This is a genomic window from Pseudomonas sp. B1(2018), from assembly GCF_003097365.1.
GTDB lineage: Bacteria > Pseudomonadota > Gammaproteobacteria > Pseudomonadales > Pseudomonadaceae > Aquipseudomonas > Aquipseudomonas laurylsulfatiphila.
This window is the reverse complement of sequence record NZ_PYUK01000002.1, coordinates 136095-161184: the sequence shown is the minus strand read 5'-3', so window position 1 is coordinate 161184 and position 25090 is coordinate 136095. Positions and strand designations below refer to the sequence as shown.

24 protein-coding genes and 1 pseudogene are annotated in these 25090 nt (G+C 60.4%); 17 read left to right on the top strand and 8 right to left on the bottom strand.

What is annotated here, in order from left to right; genetic code table 11:
* Window positions 1–40: 40 nt before the first annotated feature.
* Complete coding sequence (locus C9422_RS03170) at window positions 41–988, top strand: alpha/beta hydrolase (RefSeq protein ID WP_116579674.1); 948 nt, start codon at window positions 41–43, stop codon at window positions 986–988.
* 49 nt (window positions 989–1037) lie between these two features.
* Here C9422_RS03170 and C9422_RS03165 read toward each other — a convergent pair whose 3' ends face one another.
* A complete protein-coding gene (locus tag C9422_RS03165) occupies window positions 1038–1790 on the bottom strand; it encodes a DUF2059 domain-containing protein (protein ID WP_102699611.1) in 753 nt (250 codons plus the stop codon).
* A 108-nt stretch (window positions 1791–1898) separates the two neighbouring features.
* On the opposite strand from C9422_RS03165, the gene C9422_RS03160 reads away from it, so the two are divergent.
* Both C9422_RS03160 and C9422_RS03155 read left to right on the top strand, forming a co-directional pair.
* Window positions 1899–2531 carry a 2OG-Fe(II) oxygenase gene (locus C9422_RS03160; RefSeq protein ID WP_007976386.1) on the top strand — a complete coding sequence of 211 codons (633 nt, stop codon included), beginning with the start codon at window positions 1899–1901 and terminating at the stop codon, window positions 2529–2531.
* A gap of 2 nt (window positions 2532–2533) precedes the next feature.
* The gene (locus C9422_RS03155) at window positions 2534–3019 is read left to right on the top strand and encodes a DUF523 domain-containing protein (RefSeq protein ID WP_116579673.1); all 486 of its coding nucleotides are present in this window, start codon (window positions 2534–2536) and stop codon (window positions 3017–3019) included.
* Window positions 3020–3141: 122 nt separating this feature from the next.
* On the opposite strand, the gene C9422_RS03150 is transcribed toward C9422_RS03155, so the two are convergent.
* Window positions 3142–3726, bottom strand: coding sequence for a transporter substrate-binding domain-containing protein (locus C9422_RS03150; protein ID WP_116579672.1), 585 nt, complete (start codon window positions 3724–3726; stop codon window positions 3142–3144).
* Between the two features lie 135 nt (window positions 3727–3861).
* On the opposite strand from C9422_RS03150, the gene C9422_RS03145 reads away from it, so the two are divergent.
* Complete coding sequence (locus tag C9422_RS03145; protein ID WP_102673493.1) at window positions 3862–4287, top strand: DUF4399 domain-containing protein; 426 nt, start codon at window positions 3862–3864, stop codon at window positions 4285–4287.
* 122 nt (window positions 4288–4409) lie between these two features.
* Here the strand turns inward: C9422_RS03145 and serA are convergent, their stop codons facing one another.
* Complete coding sequence (serA, locus tag C9422_RS03140; RefSeq protein WP_007976393.1) at window positions 4410–5639, bottom strand: phosphoglycerate dehydrogenase; 1230 nt, start codon at window positions 5637–5639, stop codon at window positions 4410–4412.
* Window positions 5640–5844: 205 nt separating this feature from the next.
* Here serA and C9422_RS03130 point away from each other — a divergent pair, with 205 nt between their 5' ends.
* The 4 genes from C9422_RS03130 (at window position 5845) to C9422_RS03110 (ending at window position 10254) form a co-directional block, all read left to right on the top strand.
* Window positions 5845–7239: an FAD-binding oxidoreductase gene (locus tag C9422_RS03130; protein ID WP_032829505.1), complete on the top strand. Its 1395-nt coding sequence runs from the start codon at window positions 5845–5847 to the stop codon at window positions 7237–7239.
* A gap of 40 nt (window positions 7240–7279) precedes the next feature.
* Entirely contained in the window at window positions 7280–7945 is a 666-nt protein-coding gene (locus C9422_RS03125; RefSeq protein ID WP_116579671.1) for a fumarylacetoacetate hydrolase family protein, read from the top strand.
* Between the two features lie 272 nt (window positions 7946–8217).
* Entirely contained in the window at window positions 8218–9144 is a 927-nt protein-coding gene (locus tag C9422_RS03115; RefSeq protein ID WP_116579670.1) for an SdiA-regulated domain-containing protein, read from the top strand.
* A 192-nt stretch (window positions 9145–9336) separates the two neighbouring features.
* Window positions 9337–10254, top strand: coding sequence for an SdiA-regulated domain-containing protein (locus C9422_RS03110; RefSeq protein WP_116579669.1), 918 nt, complete (start codon window positions 9337–9339; stop codon window positions 10252–10254).
* Between the two features lie 144 nt (window positions 10255–10398).
* Here C9422_RS03110 and rpiA read toward each other — a convergent pair whose 3' ends face one another.
* Complete coding sequence (gene rpiA, locus C9422_RS03100) at window positions 10399–11073, bottom strand: ribose-5-phosphate isomerase RpiA (protein ID WP_007976402.1); 675 nt, start codon at window positions 11071–11073, stop codon at window positions 10399–10401.
* Window positions 11074–11295: 222 nt separating this feature from the next.
* On the opposite strand from rpiA, the gene ilvA reads away from it, so the two are divergent.
* Window positions 11296–12810 carry a threonine ammonia-lyase, biosynthetic gene (gene ilvA / locus C9422_RS03095; RefSeq protein ID WP_007976404.1) on the top strand — a complete coding sequence of 505 codons (1515 nt, stop codon included), beginning with the start codon at window positions 11296–11298 and terminating at the stop codon, window positions 12808–12810.
* Between the two features lie 39 nt (window positions 12811–12849).
* On the top strand, window positions 12850–13275 hold the full coding sequence (locus C9422_RS03090; protein WP_116579668.1) for a DUF2269 domain-containing protein: 426 nt from the start codon (window positions 12850–12852) through the stop codon (window positions 13273–13275).
* Between the two features lie 78 nt (window positions 13276–13353).
* On the opposite strand, the gene C9422_RS03085 is transcribed toward C9422_RS03090, so the two are convergent.
* Complete coding sequence (locus C9422_RS03085; RefSeq protein ID WP_116579667.1) at window positions 13354–14010, bottom strand: HAD family phosphatase; 657 nt, start codon at window positions 14008–14010, stop codon at window positions 13354–13356.
* Between the two features lie 143 nt (window positions 14011–14153).
* On the opposite strand from C9422_RS03085, the gene C9422_RS03080 reads away from it, so the two are divergent.
* Together C9422_RS03080 and ptsP are read left to right on the top strand one after the other, a co-directional pair.
* Window positions 14154–14633, top strand: coding sequence for an RNA pyrophosphohydrolase (locus C9422_RS03080; protein WP_053163553.1), 480 nt, complete (start codon window positions 14154–14156; stop codon window positions 14631–14633).
* 22 nt (window positions 14634–14655) lie between these two features.
* Window positions 14656–16929 (top strand): annotated as a pseudogene (gene ptsP, locus C9422_RS03075) (phosphoenolpyruvate--protein phosphotransferase); the annotation flags it as partial.
* Here the strand turns inward: ptsP and C9422_RS03070 are convergent.
* Entirely contained in the window at window positions 16926–17672 is a 747-nt protein-coding gene (locus C9422_RS03070; protein ID WP_116579666.1) for an NRDE family protein, read from the bottom strand. The pseudogene ptsP and the gene C9422_RS03070 sit on opposite strands and share 4 nt — an antisense overlap.
* A 134-nt stretch (window positions 17673–17806) precedes the next feature.
* On the opposite strand from C9422_RS03070, the gene C9422_RS03065 reads away from it, so the two are divergent.
* The 3 genes from C9422_RS03065 to C9422_RS03055 all read left to right on the top strand — a co-directional run bounded on the left by C9422_RS03065 (window position 17807) and on the right by C9422_RS03055 (window position 20520).
* The gene (locus tag C9422_RS03065; RefSeq protein WP_116579665.1) at window positions 17807–18589 is read left to right on the top strand and encodes a sulfite exporter TauE/SafE family protein; all 783 of its coding nucleotides are present in this window, start codon (window positions 17807–17809) and stop codon (window positions 18587–18589) included.
* Window positions 18590–18686: 97 nt separating this feature from the next.
* Window positions 18687–19499 (top strand): prolipoprotein diacylglyceryl transferase, encoded by an 813-nt coding sequence (gene lgt / locus C9422_RS03060; RefSeq protein ID WP_007976415.1) that lies wholly within the window; start codon window positions 18687–18689, stop codon window positions 19497–19499.
* Window positions 19500–19548: 49 nt separating this feature from the next.
* Entirely contained in the window at window positions 19549–20520 is a 972-nt protein-coding gene (locus C9422_RS03055) for a thymidylate synthase (RefSeq protein ID WP_007976417.1), read from the top strand.
* A 122-nt stretch (window positions 20521–20642) separates the two neighbouring features.
* Here the strand turns inward: C9422_RS03055 and cadR are convergent, their stop codons facing one another.
* Window positions 20643–21092 carry a Cd(II)/Pb(II)-responsive transcriptional regulator gene (gene cadR / locus C9422_RS03050; protein ID WP_116579664.1) on the bottom strand — a complete coding sequence of 150 codons (450 nt, stop codon included), beginning with the start codon at window positions 21090–21092 and terminating at the stop codon, window positions 20643–20645.
* 93 nt (window positions 21093–21185) lie between these two features.
* Between cadR and C9422_RS03045 the strand changes: the two genes are divergently transcribed.
* Both C9422_RS03045 and C9422_RS03040 read left to right on the top strand, forming a co-directional pair.
* Entirely contained in the window at window positions 21186–23447 is a 2262-nt protein-coding gene (locus C9422_RS03045; RefSeq protein WP_116579663.1) for a heavy metal translocating P-type ATPase, read from the top strand.
* Window positions 23448–23463: 16 nt separating this feature from the next.
* Window positions 23464–24327 (top strand): LysR family transcriptional regulator, encoded by an 864-nt coding sequence (locus C9422_RS03040; protein ID WP_116579662.1) that lies wholly within the window; start codon window positions 23464–23466, stop codon window positions 24325–24327.
* A gap of 27 nt (window positions 24328–24354) precedes the next feature.
* Here C9422_RS03040 and C9422_RS03035 read toward each other — a convergent pair whose 3' ends face one another.
* Window positions 24355–24900, bottom strand: a complete 546-nt coding sequence (locus C9422_RS03035; RefSeq protein WP_007976425.1) for a hypothetical protein — start codon at window positions 24898–24900, stop codon at window positions 24355–24357.
* Window positions 24901–25090: the final 190 nt, after the last annotated feature.

The window sequence follows — 25090 nt, the reverse complement described above, 5'->3', positions numbered from 1 at the left end:
CGCAGGCCTATAAAGTCCGTTTCACGCTCTGGAATCGTCCATGCCGGCCACTTTCGACCCTGATCTTCTACGTGCAAGTCTGCTGCCACTGGCGGCCGGGCAGCCGTTGTCGACGCAGGCGAAGGCCTACCAGCAGTTCTACGGGCTGGATTTTGCGCAGCGTCAGGTGCGCAGCGGTCTTGGACGCTTCGAGGTTGATGGATATCAGTTGGTCAGCCAGTTCTGGTGGCCCGAGCGGGCGAAGGCGACGCTGTTTGTCATCCACGGTTTCTACGACCACACCGGTCTCTACCGGCATGTGATCGAATGGGCGCTGGACCAAGGCTTTGCGGTGATTGCCTGCGACCTGCCGGGACATGGCTTGTCCAGTGGCGAACGGGCGAGCATCAAGGATTTCGCCGAGTACCAGGACACGTTGCAGGGGTTGTTCAGCGAGGCGCAATCCCTCGAATTGCCGCAACCGTGGCACCTGTGCGGGCAAAGTACCGGCGGGGCGATCGTGATCGATCATGTGTTGAATGCGGGGGCGAGCAGCCCGGCCCAGGGGCAGGTGATCCTGTTGGCACCCTTGGTGCGGCCGCGCGCGTGGGGTTGGTCGCATCTGAGCTATTACGTGCTCAGGCCGTTCGTCAAAGCCATCGCCCGGCGCTTCAGCGAGAACTCCAACGACCCGGCCTTTCTGCCGTTCCTGCAAGCCGATCCGTTGCAGCCGCTGCGTCTGCCGACAGCCTGGGTGGGCGCGCTGGCACGCTGGATCAAACGCGTTGAAGCGGCGCCGGTCAGCACCAGGCGGCCGCTGATCGTGCAGGGGCAGGCGGACATGACCGTGGATTGGGAACATAACCTTGAAGTGTTGCGGGGCAAGTTTGATAGGCCGCAGGTCTTGATGTTGCCTGAGGCGCGACATCATCTGGCGAATGAAACACTGGCGATGCGCACGGAGTATTTCGGGTTTTTGAGCAGGCGGATGAGTCGTCAGAATCGGTAAGCAAGATCAAAAGATCGCAGCATTCGGCAGCTCCTACAGAGCGATCTTTTCACTGGGTCAGGTTCGAATTGCTCTGCCCCACCGCCAACCCCGCGCGAATCGCTGCCAGTGCCGCTTGATAGTAAGCCTGGCCTTGCGTCGATTCGGCAAAGGTCGCGAACTCTTCCAGCTCGTCGTCCGACAGGTCGCGATAGACATACAGCAGCGTGTTGTTCAGGTCGCTGCCAATCTGGTCCATCAGGCGCTGGCGCTGGCCGTTGAGCATGCCCTGGGCCTGACCGGCACCGAGCAATCCCGGGATCATCGAACTCAGGCTGTCGGCGGCCACACCGGCAATCGCCAGGCTGACTTCCGCGCCAGCCTCGCGAGCAGGCAGCGCTTGTGCCAGATGGCCGATGATCAAAAGGCGGCTGTCACTGGCCTGCATCTTTGGCAAGCCCTTGGCATTTTTCGCCAGTTGGTCGCGACGGGTCGCCAGCAACTCGGCAGCAACGATCTTCTTGCCCAGAGGCGACTGAAAAAACGTCAGTGCAGGTTTTGGATCGGCGAGGTTCTTGCGCAATTGCGCTTCGGCGCGCTGGTCCACGGCCTGGGCGGAAAATCGCTGATTGCTGTTATTGACCAGAGCCTGATACACCGCCGGAGGCAGGCTGCCCTGATAGCGTTGCTGGGCAGCCGAGAGGGCGTCGTTGAAATGCGCGCGTTGTTCCGGCCAGCCGGCGACCTTGTACAACTGGTCGTGGCCGTCTGCCCAGGCGGGCAAAACGCAGAACATCAGCAGTGATAAAAGCAAACGGCGCATAGGGACTCCTGTCAGCAGGCGACTATTCTCCGTGTGGTATCCGTACTTGTCGAGAATTCGTATCAACCCGCTGCGCGGCTCTGTCGGATTTTCGGGCACAGGAATACTATGCGCGGCATGCAAATATCCTCTGATCACCCGCTGCTGTTACGAATCGTCGACGACCTGGCCGAGCACGGCTGGTCGCAGCAGAATATTTTCCTGCCTCAGGACCTGACCAGAGCGCTGGCGGCCGAGTGTCGCAAACGTGCTGCCGAGGGTGAACTGGCTCCGGCCGCCGTGGGACGTGGGCCGTCGTCGGAGATCCGCGAAGGGATTCGTGGCGACCATATCCAATGGATCGACCCCGGCCAGGCCGAGGCTTGCGACAGCTATCTGAGTTTGATGGACAGCCTGCGCGAGGCGATCAACCGCGGTCTGTTTCTCGGCCTGGAGGATTTCGAAAGCCATTTTGCGATGTACCCGCCCGGGGCGTTCTACCTCAAGCATGTCGATCGCTTTCGCGATGACGACCGGCGCATGGTTTCGGCGGTGGTTTACCTCAATGACGGCTGGCTTCCCGAGCACGGCGGCTCGTTGCGCATGTACCTCGACAACGATCGCGTCCACGACGTGCAGCCTACCGGCGGCTGCCTGGTGGTGTTTCTCTCCGGAGAGGTTCCCCACGAAGTCCTGCCCGCGACCCGCGATCGCCTGTCGCTGACGGGCTGGTTTCGGCGGCGCGGCAACGAGCCGTTCTGATCATGCAGAAAATTCTCGTCAGCCGCTGCCTGTTGGGCCACCGCGTTCGTTACGACGGCGGGGCCAGCGGGCCGTTCGATCAGCTTCAGCAATGGCTCGACGAAGGTCGGGTCGTGCCGTTGTGCCCGGAAGTCGCCGGTGGCTTGCCAACGCCTCGGGCGGCCGCGGAAATTCCAGGCGGGCAGGGCGCGCAAGTCCTCGATGGCCAGGCCGTGGTGATCACGACCGAGGGCGAGGATGTCAGCGCGCAGTTTTTGTCGGGGGCGTATCAGGCGCTGGAACTGGTGCAAAAACACGGCATCCGCATTGCCGTCCTCAAGGCCAACAGTCCGTCCTGCGGCAATCTGCTGACCTATGACGGGACGTTCAGCGGGGTGAAGGTCAGTGGCGAGGGCGTGACGGCGGCGCTGCTCAAGCGCCATGGCGTGCAGGTGTTCAGTGAGCTGGAGTTGCCGCAGGCGGCTCAGGCGTTGGCAACACTCGATTAACGAGCGACAAAAGACACTGTGGGAGCGAGCTTGCTCGCGATGGCGGCCTGACATTCAACATCAATGTTGACTGGACTGGCCTCATCGCGAGCAAGCTCGCTCCCACAGGTTCTGCATTCACTTCAGTTCTGCAGCTTCGGCACCACATCCGCCCCCAACCACTTCTGCTCCAGCGCGTGCAGTCGCCCATCATCCTTGATTCGCTGCAAGGCGTTTTCCAGGCTGGCATGGAACGCCGGATTCCCCTTCTGAAACGGAATCGCCAGGCTCACGGCCGGGTTGGTTTTGGGCTTCCCTTCGGTCAGCGACTGCACCAGCAGAATGGAGCGCGGCTCTTCTTTCTGCGCGATCAATTGCGCATGGGCTTGAACGTAGGGTTCGCTGAAATCGAAACGATCACTGAGATCCGGGGTCACTGCTATGTGGTTGATAGCGATGTCGTATTTGCCGCTTTCGACGCCGGTCAGCAGATCGCTGCCGTCGGTGACGACAAAGTCGGCCCGGACATCGAGTTCACTTGCCAGCAGTTGGCCCAGTTCGACTTCGAAGCCGGTGAGCTTGTCGCCATCCTTGTAGTTGAAGGGGGGAGTGTTGGCTTCAACGGCTATGCGCAACTCGCCCCGGTCGTTGACGTCATCAATCAGTTCGGCATGAGCCAAAGGGCTCAGAAGGGGTAGCAGGCAGATCAGGCCAGGCAGAAAGCGCATGGTCACTCCTTTGAATTTATTATCGCGACCCTCTGATTCAGGCTCGCTTTGCTATGGTTGTCGAGTGCCTTCGACAACGAATGGCCATGAAGTTGTCATGGTCACGCGGATTTTACGAAAAAACTGGAGAAGAGAATGAAAACCTTTATGTCACGTGCTGCTTTGGCTGGCCTGTTGATGGGTGTTTCGGTGCTGGCCAGTGCTGCAACGCCGGCTCCGAAAGGCGCCGAAGTGTCCATCGTGTCTCCCAAGGACGGCGCGAATGTTCCACAGACTGTGGTCGTCAAGTTCGCTGTTGAGAATATTGCCTTGGCACCGGCGGGCGATACCACCAAGAACACCGGTCATCACCATTTGCTGATCGATGTCGATGAGTTGCCGGCCGCCGGAGCGCCGATCCCCAAAGATGCCAACCACCAGCATTTCGGCGCCGCGCAGACCCAGGCTGAAGTCACGCTCACGCCGGGCAAACACACCCTGCAGCTTGAACTGGGCGATAGCAACCATATGCCGTTCGATCCACCGATCGTTTCCGAGAAGATCACCGTCAATGTGAAATAAAAAAGGGAGCCCGCTTCGCTGGGGCTCCCTTTTTTATAGTTGCAAGCTGCAAGCTATAAGCTTCAAGTCAAAGCGAAAACGAACTCAACTTGCCGCTTGAAGCTTGCCGCTTGTAGCTGCTTTTAGAACAACACCCGACTACGGATGGTGCCTTTGACGTGTTGCAGCTTCTCTTGCGCCAGGTCCGAGTACTCGGCGTCGACGTCGATCACCACGTAGCCAACCTTCTCGTTGGTCTGCAGGAACTGACCGGAGATGTTGATGCCGTTTTCGGCGAAGACTTTGTTGATCTCGCTGAGTACGCCCGGAATGTTTTCGTGGATGTGCAGCAGGCGGTGCTTGCCAGGGTGAGCCGGCAGGGCCACTTCCGGGAAGTTCACGGACGATACCGAGGTACCGTTGTCGCTGTACTTGACCAGTTTTTCCGCAACTTCCAGACCGATGTTGGCCTGGGCTTCAGCGGTAGAGCCGCCGATGTGCGGGGTCAGGATCACGTTGTCCAGACCACGCAGCGGGCTTTCGAACTCTTCGTCGTTGGAGCGTGGCTCCACCGGGAATACGTCGATGGCCGCGCCGATCAGGTGCTTGTCCTTGATGGCGGCCGCCAGGTGGTCCAGTTCGACCACGGTGCCGCGGGCGGCGTTGATCAGGATGCCGCCTTTCTTGATGGCACGGATTTCTTTCTCGCCCATCATCCACTGGGTGGCGGCGGTTTCCGGTACGTGCAGCGAAACGATGTCGGACATCGCCAGCAGCTCGTGCAGGTTGCCTACCTGGGTGGCGTTACCCAAAGGCAGCTTGGTGATGGTGTCGTAGAAGTACACCTGCATGCCCAGGCCTTCCGCCAGGACCGACAGTTGAGTACCGATCGAGCCGTAACCGACGATGCCCAGCTTCTTGCCACGGATCTCGAAGGAGTTGGCCGCGCTCTTGATCCAGCCGCCACGGTGGCAGGAAGCGTTCTTCTCAGGGATGCCGCGCAGCAGCAGGATCGCTTCGGCCAGCACCAGCTCCGCTACGGAACGGGTGTTGGAGTAGGGCGCGTTGAACACCGCGATACCGCGTTCGCGGGCAGCGTCCAGGTCGACCTGGTTGGTGCCGATGCAGAAACAGCCGACCGCAACCAGCTTCTTCGCGTGATCGAAGATCTCTTCGGTCAGTTGAGTGCGCGAGCGAATGCCGATGAAGTGAGCGTCAGCGATCTTTTCCTTGAGCTGGGCTTCCGGCAGAGAACCCGTGAGGTACTCGATGCTGGTGTAGCCCGCCGCCTTGAGGACGTCGACAGCCGATTGGTGGACGCCTTCGAGAAGAAGGAACTTGATCTTGCTCTTATCGAGAGAAGTCTTGCTCATCTGCGTAAACCTGTATCCCGGAGAAAATTGGCAGGGAAGGGAGCAGCCCAGAGCTGACCCGGACGGCAAGAAAGCCGTGCCGCAGAATAGCCGTTGGGCACTATGCTGCGGGGTCGGTATGCTAGCATATGCGCCCCGCTAAACACTCATTCCTGCGACGTGAAGCGTTCTCAGGATGACCATGAATTGTTCGAGAGTTCTGTCGATGACCAATCCTGCCTTGATTGAAGAGCTGAAGACCCTGGTTGAGCCTGGCAAGGTGCTGACCGATGCCGACTCCCTGAATGCTTACGGTAAGGATTGGACCAAGCATTTCGCCCCCGCTCCGACCGCCATCGTGTTCCCCAAGACAACCGAACAGGTCCAGGCCATTGTCCTGTGGGCCAACAAGCACAAGGTGGCGCTGGTGCCGTCCGGCGGCCGTACGGGGCTGTCCGCTGCTGCCGTGGCGGCCAATGGCGAAGTAGTCGTGTCGTTCGACTACATGAACCAGATCCTCGACGTGAACCTCACTGACCGCACCGCCGTTTGTCAGCCGGGCGTGGTCACCGAGCACCTGCAGAACGTGGCCGAAGAAAACGGCCTGTACTACCCGGTGGACTTCGCTTCGGCAGGATCGAGCCAGATTGGCGGCAATATCGGCACCAATGCCGGCGGAATCAAGGTGATTCGCTACGGCATGACCCGTAACTGGGTCGCTGGCATGAAAGTCGTCACCGGCAAGGGCGACGTGCTGGAACTGAACCGCGACCTGATCAAGAACGCCACCGGCTACGACATGCGCCAGCTGTTCATCGGGGCTGAAGGCACACTCGGGTTCGTGGTCGAAGCGACCATGCGCCTCGATCGCGCGCCGAAAAACCTGACGGCGATGGTTCTCGGCACCGCCGATTTCGACTCGATCATGCCGGTGCTGCACGCCTTCCAGAGCAAACTCGACCTGACCGCTTTCGAATTCTTCTCCGACAAGGCCCTGGCCAAGGTCATGGCCCGTGGCGACGTGCCGGCGCCATTCGAGTCCGACTGCCCGTTCTACGCGCTGCTGGAATTCGAAGCGACCACCGAAGAAGTGGCTAACCACGCCCTGGAAACCTTCGAGCACTGCGTCGAGCAGGGCTGGGTGCTGGACGGCGTGATGAGCCAGAGCGAAACCCAGTTGCAGAACCTGTGGAAGCTGCGCGAGTACATCTCCGAAACCATCTCCCACTGGACGCCGTACAAGAACGACATCTCGGTCACCGTATCGAAAGTCCCGGCGTTCCTGAAGGAAATCGACGCGATCGTTGGCGAACACTACCCGGATTTCGAAATCGTCTGGTTCGGCCACATCGGCGACGGCAACCTGCACTTGAACATCCTCAAGCCGGATAACCTGAGCAAGGACGAGTTCTTCGCCAAGTGCGCCACCGTCAACAAGTGGGTGTTCGAAACCGTCGAGAAGTACAACGGTTCGATTTCCGCCGAGCACGGCGTGGGCATGACCAAGCGGGATTACCTGACCTACAGCCGTTCGCCGGTCGAGATCGAGTACATGAAAGCGGTCAAGGCAGTGTTCGACCCGAACGGCATCATGAACCCAGGCAAGATCTTCGCGGTTTGAGCTGCAAACCTTACGCACCCTTGAAGGCAGGAGACGGTAAATGAGCTATCAGCACCAGTATGTCGACGGTACGCGTATTCATTTCCCGTTGGGGAAAGTGGTGTGCATCGGCCGCAACTACGCCGAACACGCCAAGGAACTGGATAACCCGGTGCCGACCGAGCCGCTGCTGTTCATCAAGCCGGGCAGTTGCGTGGTGCCGCTGGAAGGTGGTTTCAGCATTCCCACCGAGCGCGGCTCGGTGCACTACGAATCGGAGATCGCGGTGTTGATCGGCAAGCCGTTGTCGACCAGGCCGAGCCGTGAAGAAGTGCTCGACGCCATCTCCGGTTTCGCCCCGGCCCTGGACTTGACCCTGCGCGACAAGCAGGCCGAGCTGAAATCCAAGGGTCTGCCGTGGGAAATCGCCAAGTCATTCGACGGTGCGGCGGTGATTGCTCCGTTCGTGTCAGGCAGCACCTTTGCCGACCTGACCGACATCGGCATCCGCCTGACCATCAACGGCGAACTGCGCCAGGACGGCAACAGCAGCGCAATGCTCAACCCGATCGTGCCGATGATCCAGCACATGGCCGGCTGCTTTTCGTTGCAGGCCGGGGATGTGATCCTCACCGGCACGCCAGTGGGCGTCGGTCCGCTGAATGTCGGTGACGAGATCGTCCTGGAACTCCCGGGCGCCAGCCGCTTCACCAGCAGCGTTCGCTAGTTGTAGCGCCGTTGTACCCTGTGGGAGCGGGCTTGCTCGCGAAGAGGGCGTGACAGTCGACATAAGTGTTGCCTGACACACCGCTTTCGCGAGCAAGTCGAATCGTCGCACCGCCGCTCCCACATTGGTTTTGTCGTGGCCTGTAGATGGCCCACCCTGTCATTTCCCGTTTTTTTCACATCCTGTCTGGATAATTTCAGGGCTTTCGGCCTCTGAGCCGGCCCCAAACTGTGCTATTACCCCTAGCCTGAATTTCTGGAACGCATTCCCCAATGGCCACTCCTCCGCTATCCACGCTTAAACCTGCACGTCGCTCTCGCTTCAGCCTGCGTTGGCACACCTGGCTGCTACTGGTGGCCGTTGTCGCCTACGGCGTTGCATTTGCCATGCACTGGGATGCGCGGGGCGTGCTCTGGGTGAAAGAGCAATTCAAAAGCCCGGCCGAGCGTCAGGCCAGTGTCTGGCTGCCGGACTATCGGGCGGTGATCGATGCCAAGCCGTTGCCGGGCATGGAGAAGGACGAAGCATCGGACGTGGCCTATGACCCTCAGACCAAGACCCTGTTTTCGGTCATGGGCAAGAACCCCTTCCTGGTCGAGTTGAACCTGCAGGGTGATGTGCTGCGCAAAATGCCATTGGTCGGCTGGAGCAACCCGGAGGGCGTCACCGTGCTGGGCGACGGCCGACTGGCCATTGTCGATGAGCGCGAGCATCTGATCTCTATCGTCAAGGTCGCTGCCGAGACTCGCGAACTGAACATCGCCGACTTCCCGAAATACGACCTCGGCCCTTCCAAAGACCAGAACAAAGCCTTTGAGGCTGTTACCTGGGATCCGGGCAATCAGCAACTGGTGTTGGGTGAAGAGCGCCCGCCGGCATTGTTTACCTGGAAGGGTGACGGCAAGGTCCTGACCGGCGACAAGCTGAAGCTGGCCAGTCATGCGCTGGACATGCGCAACCTGTCGGCGCTGGCCATCGACCCGCGGACCGGCCACATGCTGGCGCTGTCCGCCGACTCGCACCTGTTGCTGGAGCTGGACAAGAATGGCGAGCAGGTCAGTTTCATCACCCTGTTGGGCGGCTTCAACGGCCTGAAAAACACCATTCCGCGCGCCGAAGGCGTGACCATGGATGAAGCGGGTACGCTGTACATGGTGAGTGAGCCGAACCTGTTTTATCGCTTCGAAAAACAGAGGTAATGCCTCTGTAGGAGCTGCCGCAGGCTGCGATCTTTTGATCTTTAGCGATCTGGTGGACGCCAAAGTCAAAAGATCGCAGCCTGCGGCAGCTCCTGCGTTGATTGCGTATACGAAAAAGGCCCGCGGCCATTAAGCTTCAGTTCAGACGGGCGTGATATTTCATCCGCCTGTTTTGACCCTGAGCCCAGCCGAATGCGTCGATTTGCCCGCCCCAAATCCCTGATTCTGATCCTGTCGGTGATCTCGCTGATCGCCCTGGTTGCGCTCGGCCAATACCTGCGTCTGTTCGAGCGTGCCTGGTTCAATCTGCATACGCTGTGGCAGCCGGTGAGTTCCCAGGGCATGGGCCTTGATCAATACCGGGTCGTGACCGAAGCGCAGGTGATCGATGGCCTGGCGGACAATGTTTCAGCGTTGACCTACGACCCGGTGCGCAAAAGCCTGTTCACCGTCACCAACAAGCACAGCGAGCTGATCGAGTTGTCCCTCGACGGCAGGATTTTGCGCCGTGTGGCGCTGGTCGGTTTCGGCGATCCGGAGGCGGTGGAGTTCATCAGCGAGGACGTCTATGTGGTCACTGATGAAAGCCAGCAGCGGCTGATCAAGATTCGTCTGGAGCAGGACACCACTTTCGTCGATGCGGCAGACGCCGAGCAGATGACCATTGGCGTCCACATGGGCGGCAACAAGGGTTTCGAGGGCCTGGCTTACGATTCCGTGGGCAAGCGCCTGTTCGTCGCCAAGGAGCGCAACCCGATGCTGATCTACGAGGTGCACGGTTTCCCGCGCTTCAATCCTGAAGAGTCCTACTCGGTACACGTGATCAACGACCCCAAGCGTGATGCCGGGATGTTCGTGCGGGATCTGTCGAGCCTGCAATATGACGAGCGCAGCGGGCATTTGCTGGCGCTGTCGGATGAATCGCGGTTGATTCTGGAGCTGGATGTGAGCGGGCGTCCGCTGAGCACAATGTCGTTGGGCAAGGGGCGCCAGGGCCTGCAAAAAACCGTGCCGCAAGCGGAGGGGATCGCCGTGGACGACGACGGTACGCTGTACCTCGTCAGCGAGCCGAACCTGTTTTACGTGTTCAAGAAACCCGCACAACCCTGACCGACACCACAAAATACTGTGGGAGCGAGCTTGCTCGCGATTGCGGTCTGTCATTCAACATTTCAGTCGACTGACACGGCCTCATCGCGAGCAAGCTCGCTCCCACAGGTCATTCATCTGCCCAGAGAATTTGGGCAGTGTGGCTTATTGGGCGCGCAGGGTCTTTACGCCTTCGCTGGTACCCAGCAGCAACAGATCCGCCGGACGCGCCGCGAACAAACCATTGGTGACCACGCCGACGATCGCGTTGATCTGTGTCTCCAGCTCCACCGGGTTGGTGATCTGCATGTTGAACACGTCGAGAATGATGTTGCCGTTGTCGGTCAGCACGCCTTCGCGGTAGACCGGGTCGCCACCGAGCTTCACCAGTTCGCGGGCCACATGGCTGCGGGCCATCGGGATGACTTCCACCGGCAGCGGGAAAGTACCGAGGACCGGCACCAGTTTGCTGGCATCGGCGATGCAGATGAAGGTCTTGGCCACGGCCGCGACGATCTTCTCGCGGGTCAGGGCGGCGCCGCCACCCTTGATCAGGTTCAGGTGCTCGTCGCTTTCATCGGCGCCGTCGACATAGAACTCCAGGTCGCTGACGGTGTTCAGTTCGTACACCGGAATCCCGTGGCCCTTGAGGCGCGCGGCGGTGGCTTCGGAACTGGCGACGGCGCCATCGAATGCGCCCTTGTGCTGGGCCAGGGCATCGATGAAGCAGTTGGCGGTGGAGCCGGTGCCGACCCCGACGATGCTCTTGTCGTCGAGTTTCGGAAGGATGAAGTCGACGGCGGCCTGGGCCACTGCCTGTTTGAGTTGATCCTGGTTCATGCGGGCTCCGGAGTGCCGAGGAGGGGACGAAAGGCCGGCATTATAGGCTTCGGGGCGGTGAAGGTCATTGCCCGATTGGCAGGTCAAAACATCGAACCTGTAGGAGCTGCCGAAGGCTGCGATCTTTTCGCTGGCTTAAAACCACCTGTTTAGTGTGGTCGCCCGCCCAAAATGCGGGTTAGACTCCTTGGTCCCGCCCAACCCGCTCAGTGATGCTTTCCGATGCTTGAACAGTACGTCAAAAAGATCCTCACCTCGCGCGTTTATGACGTTGCCGTAGAAACCCCGCTGCAGTCTGCCCGCCAGCTTTCCGAGCGGCTGGGCAACAGCATTTGGCTCAAGCGCGAAGACTTGCAGCCGGTGTTCTCCTTCAAGATTCGCGGCGCCTACAACAAGTTGACCCAGTTGAGCGATGAAGAGCGCGCCCGCGGCGTAGTGACGGCTTCGGCGGGCAACCATGCGCAAGGCCTGGCCCTGGCGGCGAAGGTGCTGGGTGTGAAAGCGACCATCGTCATGCCCAAGACCACCCCGGAGATCAAGGTCGAAGGCGTGCGCTCGCGTGGCGGTAAAGTGGTGCTGCACGGCGATTCGTTCCCGGAAGCCCTGGCCTACTCGCTGAAACTGGTCGATGAAAAAGGCTACGTCTATATTCACCCGTACGACGATCCCCACACCATTGCCGGGCAGGGCACCGTGGCGATGGAGATTCTGCGCCAGCACCCGCAGCCACTGGATGCGATTTTCGTCCCGGTGGGCGGTGGCGGCCTGATTGCCGGCATTGCGGCGTACGTGAAGTACCTGCGCCCGGACATCAAGATCATCGGCGTCGAGCCAGATGACTCCAATTGCCTGCAAGCCGCCATGGCGGCGGGCGAGCGTGTGGTGTTGCCGACCGTGGGCATCTTCGCCGACGGTGTTGCGGTGGCTCAGATCGGTCAGCACACCTTTGACATCTGCAAGGATCATGTCGATGAAGTGATCACCGTCAGCACCGACGAAATCTGCGCCGCTATCAAGGATATCTACGACGATACCCGCTCGATCACCGAACCTGCCGGCGCATTGGGCGTGGCCGGGATCAAGAAGTATGTCGAGCAGCGCGGCGTCAGCGGTCAGACCTTCGTGGCCATCGACTCCGGGGCCAACGTCAACTTCGACCGCCTGCGCCATGTCGCCGAGCGTGCGGAGCTGGGCGAGGGCCGTGAAGCGATCATCGCCGTGACCATTCCCGAGAAGCCGGGCAGCTTCAAGGCGTTCTGCGAAGCCATCGGCAAGCGCCAGATCACCGAATTCAACTACCGCTACAACACCGGCAGTGAAGCGCACATCTTTGTCGGCGTGCAGACCCACCCGGAAAACGACCCGCGCAGCGCCCTGATCGCCAGTCTGAGCGAGCAGGGTTTCCCGGTACTGGACCTGACCGACAATGAACTGGCCAAGTTGCACATCCGCCACATGGTCGGCGGGCGTGCGGCGCATGTGGTCGACGAAGTGATCCTGCGTTTCGAATTCCCGGAGCGTCCGGGGGCGTTGTTCAACTTCCTCAACAAGCTCGGCGGGCGCTGGAACATCTCGATGTTCCATTACCGCAACCATGGCGCGGCGGATGGCCGTGTGGTCGCGGGCCTGCAAGTGCCGCACGACGAGCGCCACCTGGTACCGGCGGCGCTGGAAGAAATCGGTTACCCGTACTGGGACGAAAGCGACAACCCGGCCTATCAGCTGTTTCTTGGCTGAGGGGCTACGCTGTTGGGCAGGTCATAAGGAAATCGAACAATGGAAACGTTAACTGCCCTGAAAGCGGCGCACATGGTGGCAACTGTTGTACTGCTGGCTTGTGCGCTGGGTCTGGGCGTCTGGGTTTTGCTGGCGCGGCGCAAGGGTGATGCGACGGCGGGAAGCCGCACCCTGCAACGGCCGCATGTATTTGTCTGGCTGTTGATGGGGCTGGCGCTGCTGAGCATGCCGTTTACCGGCTGGTGGATGGTGCACCTGGTGGGCTGGCCGCTGGGTCAGACCTGGTTGCTGGCCTCCAGTGTGCTCTACACCGTGGCGGCACTGGCGTGGTTCTGGCTGCTGGTGCGGCTGAACAAGCTGCGTAAAGCGCCGGGTGGCGTGGGGAAGTTCACCTTTGCCCTGGCGTTGTTCAGTTTTGTCTGTTTTGTTGCCATTGCGGGGTTGATGGGAGCGAAGCCGGTTTAGCCCGAAAAGATCGCAGCCTTCGGCAGCTCCTACAGGGGAAGCCTGTAGGAGCTGCCGCAGGCTGCGATCTTCTGATCTTCAGTCGCGCAACGAAATCACCGGCCAACCACGCTTCTCAGCCTCGGCCCGCAGATTCGGGTCCGGATCAACCGCCACCGGATTCGTCACCTGCTCCAGCAACGGCAAATCATTCATCGAGTCGCTATAGAAGTAGCTGTCTTCCAGCGTAAACCCGGTTTCTTCCAGCCAGCGATTCAACCGCGTCACCTTGCCTTCGCGGAAGCACGGCACGTCGGTGCTGCGTCCGGTGTAGCGGCCGTCGAGCATTTCGCATTCGGTGGCGATCAGGGTTTCGACGCCCAGGCGCTCGGCAATCGGCCCGGTGACGAAGCGGTTGGTGGCGGTAATGATCACCAGTTTGTCGCCGGCGTCGCGGTGCTTGGCCAGCAGCTCAATGGCCTTGGGCAGCACGATCGGTTCGATGCAGTCGCGCATGTAGTCGCTGTGCCACTGATCCAGCGTGGCCATTTCGGTACGCCCGAGGACTTCAAGGCAGAAGTTCAGGTAAGCAGCGTTATCCAGTTTGCCGGCCAGGTAATCCTGGTAGAACTCATCGTTGCGCGTCTTGTAGGCGACGGCGTCGAGAAAGCCGCGCTCGCACAGGTAATCGCCCCAAGCGTGATCGCTGTCACCGCCCAGGAGGGTGTTGTCCAAATCGAATAAAGCCAGGCGCATTGCAGTTACCCGCTGAAAAGTCAGTAAAAAGGCGACAAGAATACGGTCTTTTCACAAGAGTGCACATAAGGTAGGAACCTTCGTTGCCGCCTTAACAACCTTTGTGGAACAATGCGGCGACATGCGTTTGCGAGGTTGTTGCCGTGATCGACCCCGATGGTTTTCGCCCCAATGTCGGGATCATTCTGACGAATGACGCCGGCCAGGTGCTATGGGCTCGCCGAATCAATCAAGATGCCTGGCAGTTTCCACAGGGAGGAATCAACCCCGAAGAGACGCCGGAAGACGCCTTGTACCGCGAGCTGAACGAAGAAGTAGGCCTGGAGCGCGAAGATGTTGAAATTCTCGCCTGCACCCGGGGCTGGTTGCGCTATCGTTTGCCGCAACGTCTGGTACGTACCCACAGCCAACCGCTGTGCATCGGCCAGAAACAGAAATGGTTTCTCCTGCGCCTGGTCTCCAACGAGCAGCGGGTGCGGATGGATTTGACCGGTAAACCGGAATTCGATGGCTGGCGCTGGGTCAGCTATTGGTATCCGTTGGGCCAGGTGGTGACATTCAAGCGCGAGGTGTATCGACGCGCTCTCAAAGAGCTTGCCCCGCGCCTTTTAGCGCGCGACTGACGACGGAGTTCGACCCCGAGCCATGCTCAATACGCTGCGCAAGATCGTCCAGGAAGTTAACTCCGCCAAGGATCTCAAGGCGGCGTTGGGGATTATTGTGTTGCGCGTCAAAGAGGCCATGGGCAGCCAGGTCTGCTCGGTCTACCTGCTTGACCCCGAGACCAACCGCTTCGTGCTGATGGCCACCGAGGGCTTGAACAAGCGCTCGATCGGCAAAGTCAGCATGGCACCCAACGAAGGTCTGGTTGGCCTGGTCGGTACGCGCGAAGAACCCCTGAACCTCGAAAACGCTGCGGACCACCCGCGCTACCGCTACTTCGCCGAGACCGGTGAAGAGCGCTTCGCCTCATTCCTCGGGGCACCGATCATTCACCACCGCCGCGTCGTCGGCGTGTTGGTCATTCAGCAAAAAGAACGGCGCCAGTTCGATGAAGGTGAAGAAGCCTTCCTCGTGACCATGAGCGCGCAGCTCGCCGGCGTTATCGCCCACGCCGAAGCCACCGGCTCGATCCGTGGCCTCGGTCGTCAGGGCAAAGGCATCCAGGAAGCCAAGTTCGTCGGCGTGCCGGGTTCGCCGGGTGCGGCAGTGGGCACGGCGGTGGTCATGCTGCCGCCGGCCGACCTGGACGTGGTGCCGGACAAGACCATCACCGACATCGACGCCGAACTCGGGCTGTTCAAGACCGCCATCGAAGGCGTGCGCGCCGACATGCGCGCGTTGTCGGCCAAGCTTGCCACGCAGTTGCGCCCGGAAGAGCGGGCCCTGTTCGACGTCTACCTGATGATGCTCGACGATGCCGCGCTGGGCAGCGAAGTCACCACCGTGATCAAGACCGGTCAGTGGGCCCAGGGCGCGTTGCGCCAGGTGGTCACCGATCACGTCAACCGTTTCGAATTGATGGACGACGCCTACCTGCGCGAGCGCGCCTCGGACGTCAAGGACCTCGGCCGGCGCTTGCTGGCTTATTTGCAGGAAGAGCGCCAGCAAACCCTGGTCTACCCCGACAACACCATTCTGGTCAGCGAAGAACTGACGCCGGCGATGCTCGGTGAGGTGCCGGAAGGCAAGCTGGCCGGCCTGGTGTCGGTGCTCGGTTCCGGTAACTCCCACGTCGCCATCCTCGCCCGCGCCATGGGCATCCCGACTGTGATGGGCCTGGTCGATCTGCCGTACTCCAAGGTCGACGGCATCCAGATGATCGTCGACGGCTACCACGGCGAGGTCTACACCAACCCGAGTGACGTGCTGCGCAAGCAGTTCGCCGAAGTGGTCGAGGAAGAGAAGCAACTGGCCCTCGGGCTGGATGCGCTGCGCGATCTGCCGTGTATCACGGTCGATGGCCACCGCATGCCGCTGTGGGTCAACACCGGCCTGCTGGCGGACGTGGCGCGTGCGCAAAAGCGCGGTGCCGAAGGCGTGGGCCTGTACCGCACCGAAGTGCCGTTCATGATCAATCAGCGGTTCCCGAGCGAAAAGGAACAACTGGCGATCTACCGCGAACAACTGGCTGCGTTCCACCCGCAACCGGTGACCATGCGCACCCTGGACATCGGTGGCGACAAGTCGCTGTCGTACTTCCCGATCAAGGAAGACAACCCGTTCCTCGGCTGGCGCGGCATTCGCGTCACCCTCGACCACCCGGAAATCTTCCTGGTGCAGACCCGTGCCATGCTCAAGGCCAGCGAAGGCTTGAACAACCTGCGCATTCTGCTGCCAATGATCTCCGGCATTCATGAACTGGAAGAAGCGCTGCACCTGATCCACCGCGCCTGGGGCGAAGTGCGCGACGAAGGCTGCGACGTGCCGATGCCGCCGATTGGCGTGATGATCGAGATCCCCGCGGCGGTGTACCAGACCAAGGAACTGGCGCGGCAGGTGGACTTCCTGTCGGTCGGTTCCAACGACCTGACCCAATACCTGTTGGCCGTGGACCGCAACAACCCGCGGGTCGCCGATCTTTACGACTACCTGCACCCGGCGGTGCTTCAGGCCTTGCAGAACGTCGTGCGTGACGCCCATGCCGAAGGCAAGCCGGTGAGCATCTGCGGTGAGATGGCCGGTGACCCGGCGGCGGCCGTGCTGTTGATGGCGATGGGTTTCGACAGCCTGTCGATGAACGCCACCAACTTGCCGAAGGTGAAGTGGATGCTGCGCCAGATCAACCTGAGCAAGGCCAGGGAATTGCTGGCCGAGCTGATGACCATCGACAACCCGCAGGTTATCCACAGCTCGCTGCAACTGGCGCTGAAGAACCTCGGGTTGGCGCGGATGATCAATCCGGCTGCGATCTTTCAGATCTTGATCTCCACTTCCCCAAGATGCCCGCCATACGGCCCGAAACTGCGTTCGACGATATGCCGCGTGCCATCCGCCTGTACAATCAACGCCGTACTCGCCCGCGTCCCATAACTCTGGCTGGCAATGAACACACTCGACAGCAACGTCTCGGTCGCCAGCCCCACGCCGGTATCCGGCAACTCGGCAAACGGCGCGGTCTGCGCATCGCTCAATAACGCCAGCAGTGCCTGAGGCTGCGGATCATCCAGCACCTCGCTCAACGCCGCCCTGGCCTTGAGCAGCTTTGGCCACGGCGTATCCAGCCCGGCATTGGATAAACCGTAGACCCCCGGGGGCAGCATGACGGCTTCCGATTCACGTTGATTGAAGTGCCAGAGCTCATGGGGATTGCCGACCAGCAGGTTAAAGCCGCCATATTCCAGCGAACGGTCGACAACGTCGGCTAAATAGTCGTCAATTGTCAGCTCCCCGGTGAGAAAACGCGCGACCAGTTCCCCACGAGACTTGCGCCCAGGCGGTCGGTGGGGGTCGCGGATATTGGTCAGCGCCGCAAAGCGTCCGTTGGCGCCGACACCGAGCCAGGTGCCACCGGCCTCGAGATCACGCCCCGCATGCACGTGCGGGGCTTCGGGCCATGGCGCCAGAGGAAGGCTGGGGCGGGCGTAGAATTCATCGCGATTGGCCGCCACGACCAGCGGTTGGGCATGGCCCGGGCGCCAGGCAAAAACAATCAGGCACATAAGGGAGTCCTTGTGTGTTTTTTGCCCACTCTACGCAGACATCGCTCATCGATCCATCGCCTTGCACAGTGGAGCTTGAGGCCATGCATCCGTTACCATGCCGCTCCGGTTTTGGGGATGCGGGCGGGACAACCATGGAATTTCTGCTCTATCTGGCGCTCGGCGCCTGTGCAGGTGTGCTCGCCGGGCTGTTTGGCGTGGGTGGCGGAATCATCATCGTCCCGGTGCTGGTGTTCAGCTTCAAGGCCCAAGGCTTCGATCCGTCGATCCTCACGCACTTGGCCGTGGGGACGTCCCTGGCGACGATCATCTTTACCTCGGTCAACGCGGTACGCGAACATCACCGCCGTGGCGCCGTGCGTTGGCCGATCTTCATGTGGATGACCGTCGGCATTCTGATCGGTGCCGGGTTCGGCGCCTTGACGGCGGAAGCGATTTCCGGCCCCAACCTGCAGAAACTCATCGGTGTATTCGCCCTGGTGATCGCCGCTCAACTGGCACTGGACGTCAAGCCCAAGGCCAGCCGAACCGTGCCGGGCAAACTCGGTCTGACCGTGGCCGGCAGCGTAATTGGCTGGGCCTCGGCGATTTTCGGCATTGGCGGCGGTTCGTTGACCGTGCCATTCCTGACCTGGCGCAGCGTACCGATGCAGCAAGCCGTGGCCACTTCATCGGCCTGCGGTCTGCCGATTGCCCTGGCCAGTGCATTAAGTTTCATGATTCTGGGCTGGCACGATCCGTTGCTTCCGGCCCATAGTCTCGGTTTTGTTTATTTGCCGGCGCTGCTGGGCATTGCCCTGACCAGCATGGTGTTCGCCCGTTTGGGCGCGCGACTGGCCCACAGGTTGTCGCCGAGGTTGCTGAAAAGGCTGTTTGCCGCTTTGCTGTTCTGCGTCGGTCTGAACTTTCTAGTCTGAAGCATCTGCTCTGACGCACAGCGCAATCCTGGCTTAATCCTGAGGTGGCAGCGTCGCCCGGGAATTTTTAAGATTTGAACTCTAACGAGGAGTCGCAATGCTGCCTTACCCGCAGATCGACCCGGTGGCCCTGGCCATCGGTCCGCTGAAAATCCACTGGTACGGCCTGATGTACCTGATCGGCATCGGCGGCGCCTGGCTGCTGGCCTCCCGCCGGTTGAACCGCTTCGACCCGACCTGGACCAAGGAGAAGCTCTCCGACATGGTGTTCTGGATGTCGATGGGGGTGATCGTCGGCGGACGCCTGGGTTATGTGCTGTTCTACGACCTGAGCGCCTATCTGGCCAACCCGACGCTGATTTTCGAAGTGTGGAAGGGCGGCATGTCGTTCCACGGCGGTTTCATCGGCGTGATGCTGGCGGCGTTGTGGTTCGGTAAGAAGAACAACAAGTCGTTCTTCCAGCTGATGGATTTCGTTGCGCCGATGGTGCCGATTGGCCTGGGGGCCGGGCGTATCGGCAACTTCATCAATGCCGAGCTGTGGGGCAAGCCGACCGACGTGCCGTGGGCGATGATCTTCCCGCCGTTCAGCGACCCGGCGCAGTTGCCGCGTCACCCCTCGCAGCTGTACCAGTTCGCCCTCGAAGGTGTGGCGCTGTTCCTGATCCTCTGGCTGTTCTCGCGCAAGCCGCGGCCGACCATGGCGGTATCGGGGATGTTCGCGCTGTTCTATGGCATCTTCCGTTTCATCGTCGAGTTCGTCCGCGTACCGGACGCGCAGCTGGGCTATCTGGCCTGGAACTGGCTGACCATGGGCCAGGTGCTGTGCCTGCCGATGATCGTCGGCGGCCTGGTCCTGATCTGGCTGGCGTATCACCGCGCCCCGGCAACTCCAGCAGCAGCCGTATAAAATTCGAACCCCGCAGCGATGGCTGCGGGTTCAAGGACACAGGTAACTCATGAAGCAATATCTCGAACTGGTCGCACACGTCATCAAGAACGGCACCAAGCAGGCCAACCGTACCGGCGTGAACACCATCAGCTTTCCCGGTGCGATGCTGCGTTATGACCTGCAGGAAGGTTTTCCGGCGATCACCACACGCAAGATGGCCTTCAAATCGGCCATCGGCGAAATGTGCGGATTCCTCCGTGGCGTGAACAACGCTGCCGAATTCCGCGCCCTGGGCTGCAAGGTCTGGGACCAGAACGCCAACGAAAACGCCCAGTGGCTGGCCAACCCGTTCCGCCAGGGCGAAGACGACCTTGGCGAAATCTATGGCGTGCAATGGCGCAAATGGCCGGCGTACAAGCAGATTCCGCTCAGCAACCCGGCCGCCATCGAGCAGACCCTGAAGCAAGGCTACCGCCAGATTGCCGAAGGCGAGGAAAACGGCCAGGCCTATGTGGTGCTGTACAAGGCCATCGACCAGGTTCGCCAGTGCGTCGACACCATCATCAAGGACCCGGGCAGCCGTCGCATCCTGTTCCACGGCTGGAACTGCGCCCAGCTTGATGAAATGGCCCTGCCGCCGTGCCACCTGCTGTACCAGTTCCACCCGAATGTCGAGACCAAAGAGATCTCCTTGACCCTCTACATCCGCTCCAACGACCTGGGCCTGGGCACGCCGTTCAACCTCACCGAAGGCGCCGCGCTGCTGAGCCTGATCGGTCGCCTGACGGGCTACACGCCACGCTGGTTCACCTATTTCATCGGTGATGCGCACGTCTACGAAAATCACCTGGACATGCTCAACGAACAGCTCAAGCGTGAGCCGTTCCCGATGCCGAAACTGGTGATTTCCGACCGTGTGCCGGAGTTTGCCAAGACAGGTGTGTATCAGCCGGAATGGCTGGAGCTGGTGGAGCCGGGCGACTTCTCACTGGAAGGCTACGAGCACCACGCGCCAATGACCGCGCCGATGGCGGTCTGAAGTACAACACCTGAACCTGTGGGAGCGGGCTTGCCCGCGATGGCGGCGGCACATCCAACATTGATGTGACTGACATACCGCTATCGCGGGCAAGCCCGCTCCCACAGGGATTTGTGGTGTTCTCAGTGGCCGTGACTGCGGCCGACATGGGAATGCTCAGCCTCTGTCGCCACAACCCCGCCGCTCACTTCCAGCCGCTGCAAAATCCCGCATTGATCGATACCCGGCCCCTCGCCGCAGCGTTGGCGCAGGTCGAGCAGTTGTGCCTGCAAGGCCAGCAGGCCGTCGATCCGCGATTTGACGTGGTGGATGTGTTCGTCGATCAGTGCGTTGACGCTTTCGCACTGGTCCTGCGGACTGTCGCGAAACGCCAGCAGACTGCGGATTTCCTCGAGGGTCATGTCGAGGGTGCGACAGTTGCGGATGAAGGTCAGGCGCTCGGCGTGGGCCTGGGTGTAGACGCGATAGTTGCCGTCACTGCGGGCTGGTTCCGGCAGAAGGTTCTCGCGCTCGTAGTAGCGGATCGTCTCTACGGCGCAGTCCGTGAGTTTCGCCAATTCTCCAATCTTCATGACGACAATCTCCAAAACTCCAAAATGGGTGCTTGACCCTATAGTGGCTACAGGGTCTTTACTGGGCAACAGGCACTCTTATGGACGCAACCAATGAGCGATTCTCAGCATACCCACAAACCTGTAGCCGAACATGAAATCGGCGTTAAGCTTCGCCCCTTGCCCAAGCATGACCATGGCGGTCACGGCGACACTTGCTGTTCATCAAGAACGGCAGCGCCTGCGCGGGTCACGCTGAGCGAATCGCCGACGGCGGGTGCCCGTCTGAGCAGCTTTCGCATCGAGGCGATGGACTGCCCGACCGAGCAGACGCTGATCCAGAACAAGCTAAGCAAGCTGACAGGCGTGCAGCAGCTGGAGTTCAATCTGATCAACCGGGTGCTCGGCGTGACCCACGATTTGCCTGGCACCGAGCCAATCATCGAGGCGATCAAGTCCCTGGGCATGCACGCCGAACCGCTGGAGCAGGAGACTGAAACACCGGCAGCGAAACCCGACAGGAAACACTGGTGGCCATTGGCGTTGTCCGGTGTGGGCGCATTGCTGGCGGAAGTCATCCACTTCACCGCGACCGCGCCTGATTGGGTGGTCGCGGTCATTGCGCTGGTGTCCATCCTCAGCGGCGGTCTCGGCACCTATAAAAAGGGCTGGATCGCGCTCAAGAACCTCAATCTGAACATCAACGCACTGATGAGCATTGCCGTCACCGGCGCCGTCCTGATCGGTCAATGGCCAGAAGCGGCGATGGTGATGTTCCTGTTCACCGTGGCCGAGCTGATCGAGGCTCGCTCCCTGGATCGCGCGCGCAACGCCATCGGCGGGCTGATGCAGATGGCGCCGGAGCAGGCGACGGTGTTGCAGGCCGACGGCAGTTGGGTCGAGCAGGATGTCAAAATCATCGAAATCGGCGCTCGGGTGCGGGTGCGTCCCGGCGAACGCATCGGTCTGGACGGCGAAGTGCTGTCCGGGCGTTCGACCATCGATCAGGCGCCCATTACCGGGGAAAGCCTGCCGGTAGAGAAAACCGTCGGCGACAAAGTGTTCGCCGGCACCATCAATCAGGCCGGTTCCCTTGAGTACGCGGTCACTGCCGCCGCGGGTAATTCGACCCTGGCACGCATCATCCACGCCGTTGAACAGGCCCAGGGCGCGCGGGCGCCGACCCAGCGATTCGTCGATCAGTTTTCGAAAATCTACACCCCGGCAGTGTTTGTTCTTGCACTGGCCGTGGCGGTCATCCCACCGCTGTTCATGGGTGAGTTGTGGTTCGACTGGATCTATCGGGCGTTGGTGCTGCTGGTGGTGGCGTGCCCGTGCGCGCTGGTGATTTCCACGCCGGTGACCATCGTCAGCGGTCTTGCGGCGGCGGCGCGCAAAGGGATCCTGGTCAAGGGCGGCGTCTATCTGGAGGGCGGTTACAAGCTCGACTACCTGGCCCTGGACAAGACCGGCACCATTACCCACGGCAAGCCGGTGCAGACCGATTACCTGTCGCTGGACCCGACCGCCGATGCATCGGCGCCAGCCATTGCCGCCGCGCTGGCCGGGCGTTCGGATCATCCGGTTTCCCTGGCCATCGCCAAAGCGGCTGTGGATAACCAGGGTGCGACGCTGATTGTGGATAACTTCGAAGCCCTGGGCGGGCGCGGTGTGCGTGGCGAGATCAACGGCCAGCTCTACCATTTGGGCAACCATCGTCTGGTGGAGGATCTGGGCCTGTGCTCGCCGGCGCTGGAAGAAAAACTGTTTGCCCTGGAAAAGCAGGGCAAGTCGGTGGTGCTGCTGCTTGATTCGTCCGGTCCTTTGGCACTGTTCGCTGTCGCCGATACGGTAAAGGCGTCCAGTCGCGAAGCCATCGAGCAACTGCATGACCTGGGCATCAAAACCCTGATGCTCACCGGCGACAACGTCCACACCGCGCAGGCCATTGCCGCGCAGGTCGGCATCGACGAAGCCAGGGGCGACCTGTTGCCGGGGGACAAATTGCAGTCTATCGAGGCCCTTTATGCCCAGGGGCACCGGGTCGGCATGGTCGGCGACGGCATCAACGACGCGCCTGCACTGGCGCGCTCCGAGATTGGTTTCGCCATGGCCGCCGCAGGCACCGATACCGCGATAGAAACCGCCGATGTGGCCCTGATGGACGATGATCTGCGCAAGGTCCCGGCATTCATTCGCCTGTCGCGGCAGACGTCGAGCATCCTCAAACAGAACATCGCCCTGGCGTTGGTCATCAAGGCGATCTTTCTTGGGGTAACCTTCGCCGGGGTCGCTACCATGTGGATGGCAGTGTTCGCCGACATGGGCGTGAGTTTGCTGGTGGTGTTCAACGGTTTGCGCCTGCTGCGCAAGTAAAGAATGAGGGGTGGTTGTGCTGAGTGCCGAGCTGAAGGCGTTTTACATGGTGGCCCGCCTGGGCAGCATTACCCAGGCTGCCAAAAAGCTTGGCCTGAGCCAGCCGACGGTGACGACGCAGATCCGCAACCTCGAAAGCCAGTATGCAGTCGAGCTGTTCTACCGTGGCGGTCGGCGTCTGAGCGTCAGCGAGGAGGGCGCGCGGCTGCTGCCGATGGTCAAGGTGCTGATGCAGCAGGAAGCCGACATCGAGTTTTTCCTGCGTAACTGCGGCCAGGTCCAGGGCACATTGCGCATTGCCGCCACGGCGCCGTATTACATCCTCGACCTGGTAAAAACCTTTCGCGAGCGTTTGCCGCAAGTGGAAGTGTCGGTGGAAATCGGCAATTCCCAGCAAGTGCTCGAAGCGCTGGAAGAGTACCGGGTCGATGTCGCGGCGTCGTCGCAGTTGCTCGATGACGCGCGGCTGATTCGCCGGGTGCTTGGTAGCGATCCGCTGGTGCTGGCGGTGCATCGCAATCATCCACTGGCGGTTCATGATCACGTACCACTCGGCGCCCTGGCCGGGCATACCCTGCTGATGCGCGAGCCGGGCTCAACCACCCGCCGCCTGACCGAAGAATTGCTGGCAAGCGCCGGAGTGAGTTTCGGGCCGCTGCTGGAAATCGGCAGCCGCGAATCGATCCGCGAAGCGGTGCTGCGCAACATCGGCATCAGCATCATCGCCCGCCAGGAAGTACCTCATGATCCGCAACTGCGGGTGCTGACCATCGAGAAAGCACCGCAGATTCCCGAATACCTGTATTGCCTCAAGGAACGCAAGGGCGCGCGATTGCCGGCGGCGTTCCTTGGGTTGGCGCAGGAAGTTTCAGGTTGTTGAAAATCAGGTGTGCACTACGGTTTTAACCTACGGGGCGACGTTTCGATCAATTATGGTTAGTTGAAAGGCAGCGAGCTCTAAATCCTCTTCATATTCGTCAGTGAAGGCAGCAGAGAAGCCGGGAAGACGGTAGTTATATAGATGTCTGCGTCCTCCGGCGAGAATGTAAATGGTGTGCTGGTCGGTTAATGTGTTTTCTACTGTAAAATTACCGCCATTGCCTCGAACAAGACTGACGTAATAACCGGTCGGATTCGTACCGGAATAAGCGGATAGTAACCGCTCGCTGCCTTCCAGACTCAGTAAATGGTCATTGTATCGACCAGGCCCTCGTGTCCTGATCAAATAACGGTCGCCGTCGCGTTGAAAGTAAAGTAACTCCGGCTCCATGTTGAGGTCAGTTACAACGTGCTCGGGAATTCTTTCCAGCTGTTTTATAAAAGATTCACGTTTTTTGGCAGGAGTGTTCTGGTCCGTGATATAGCTTATAAGGCGATTGTAATTCAAGACAACCGATTTTCCATCAAAGCTTAATGTTCCGGTAAAGGAAAGAAGTTGTTCAGTTGGCGTCATGATGTCTCTCAATGTTTTGGGGTTGATGGTTGGAGTGTATTTGTTAGAGGCGAGATTTTGTAGGGTGTGAGGTTTGTATTGTTTTATTTCGTTGGAAGTTTGCGTAATTAAATATATGTTTATTGTGGTTTGGATGAGTATTTATTTGAGGCGCACAACGCTCCTGCCGAACTCCACCGGCACTCTAAAA